Source organism: Vibrio sp. 1249-1, assembly GCF_033340495.1.
Window position 1 is genome coordinate 1 of record NZ_JAWOWJ010000236.1, and the last position, 917, is coordinate 917.

Below are 917 nucleotides of genomic sequence, written 5' to 3' on the forward strand. Positions count from 1 at the left end.
AGACGCTTAACTCAATTAGCAATAGCGATTAAAAAGCAGCTTATTTTTGTTCGTGTTTGCTACTTTCATCGTCGCCGTAACGTTCTTTATCTAGCTCGTTTAGACGATCCAAATCGTTCTTGCGACCTTTATCCATCTGGTTGAACTTCATTTTGGCGGTGTACTTCAGAGCGGCAATGTTCCCGATGATCACACTCAAGACCACAATGATGATCACCCAAGGGTTGGTAAGAAATTCGATCATAACGCCTCCGGCGGTGGGGTGATATTGCGAATATAGGTAGATAAGATGCTATCTAAATTATTCAGTATCGATTCTAGCCCTGCAATGTTGTGTTGTTGATTTTGTCGAACCAGCTCATCTTTTAGCATTTCGGCGTTCAGTTGAGCAGCACATTGTTGACCGATGGCTTTGTGGCTAATGTGCCAAGGTTCAATGGCGACGCCACCTAAATCTTGCAGATAAGGGAAGAAAAAGCCGAACTCATCAATGTGATCTTTTAACCAACAATAAAACGCCAGCTGATGACCTTCTAGATATTCCCAAGGTTCCAATTGCAACTTGGTGTCTGGTGGAAGTAAGTTGCGAGCATACACATCGAAATCACACCCCCAATGATGACGACTTCCTCCTGGTAATGCCGACCAGCGAAGAATGGCCTTTAGTTTTTCTTCGTTACTTAACGCAGCCTTATTTAAAGGCTGCGAGTTAGAATCTAAAATCGGCAACTCACCTTCGAACTTCCCATTCCAAATTGCTCGCTGGCGAGAAAAGTCTCGAAAGCCACTGGCAATTTCCATTTTAAATCCCGCTTTTTTCGCTGCTTCGATCATATTGAGCAGATCGTTCGCGACATCGGGATGCATTAAAAAAGCCTTCTGACCAACCATGGTTGATTGAAGGTGAGAATCGGTTG

Annotated in this window: 2 protein-coding genes; both read right to left on the bottom strand. The window is 43.7% G+C overall.

The window, feature by feature from the left end; genetic code table 11:
• Positions 1–40 precede the first annotated feature (40 nt).
• Positions 41–244, bottom strand: coding sequence for a DUF2897 family protein (locus R7Z50_RS25505; RefSeq protein ID WP_025631472.1), 204 nt, complete (start codon positions 242–244; stop codon positions 41–43).
• A partial coding sequence (locus tag R7Z50_RS25510) for a M15 family metallopeptidase (protein ID WP_318149477.1) occupies positions 241–917 on the bottom strand: 677 nt, incomplete at its 5' end. The genes R7Z50_RS25505 and R7Z50_RS25510, both read right to left, overlap by 4 nt.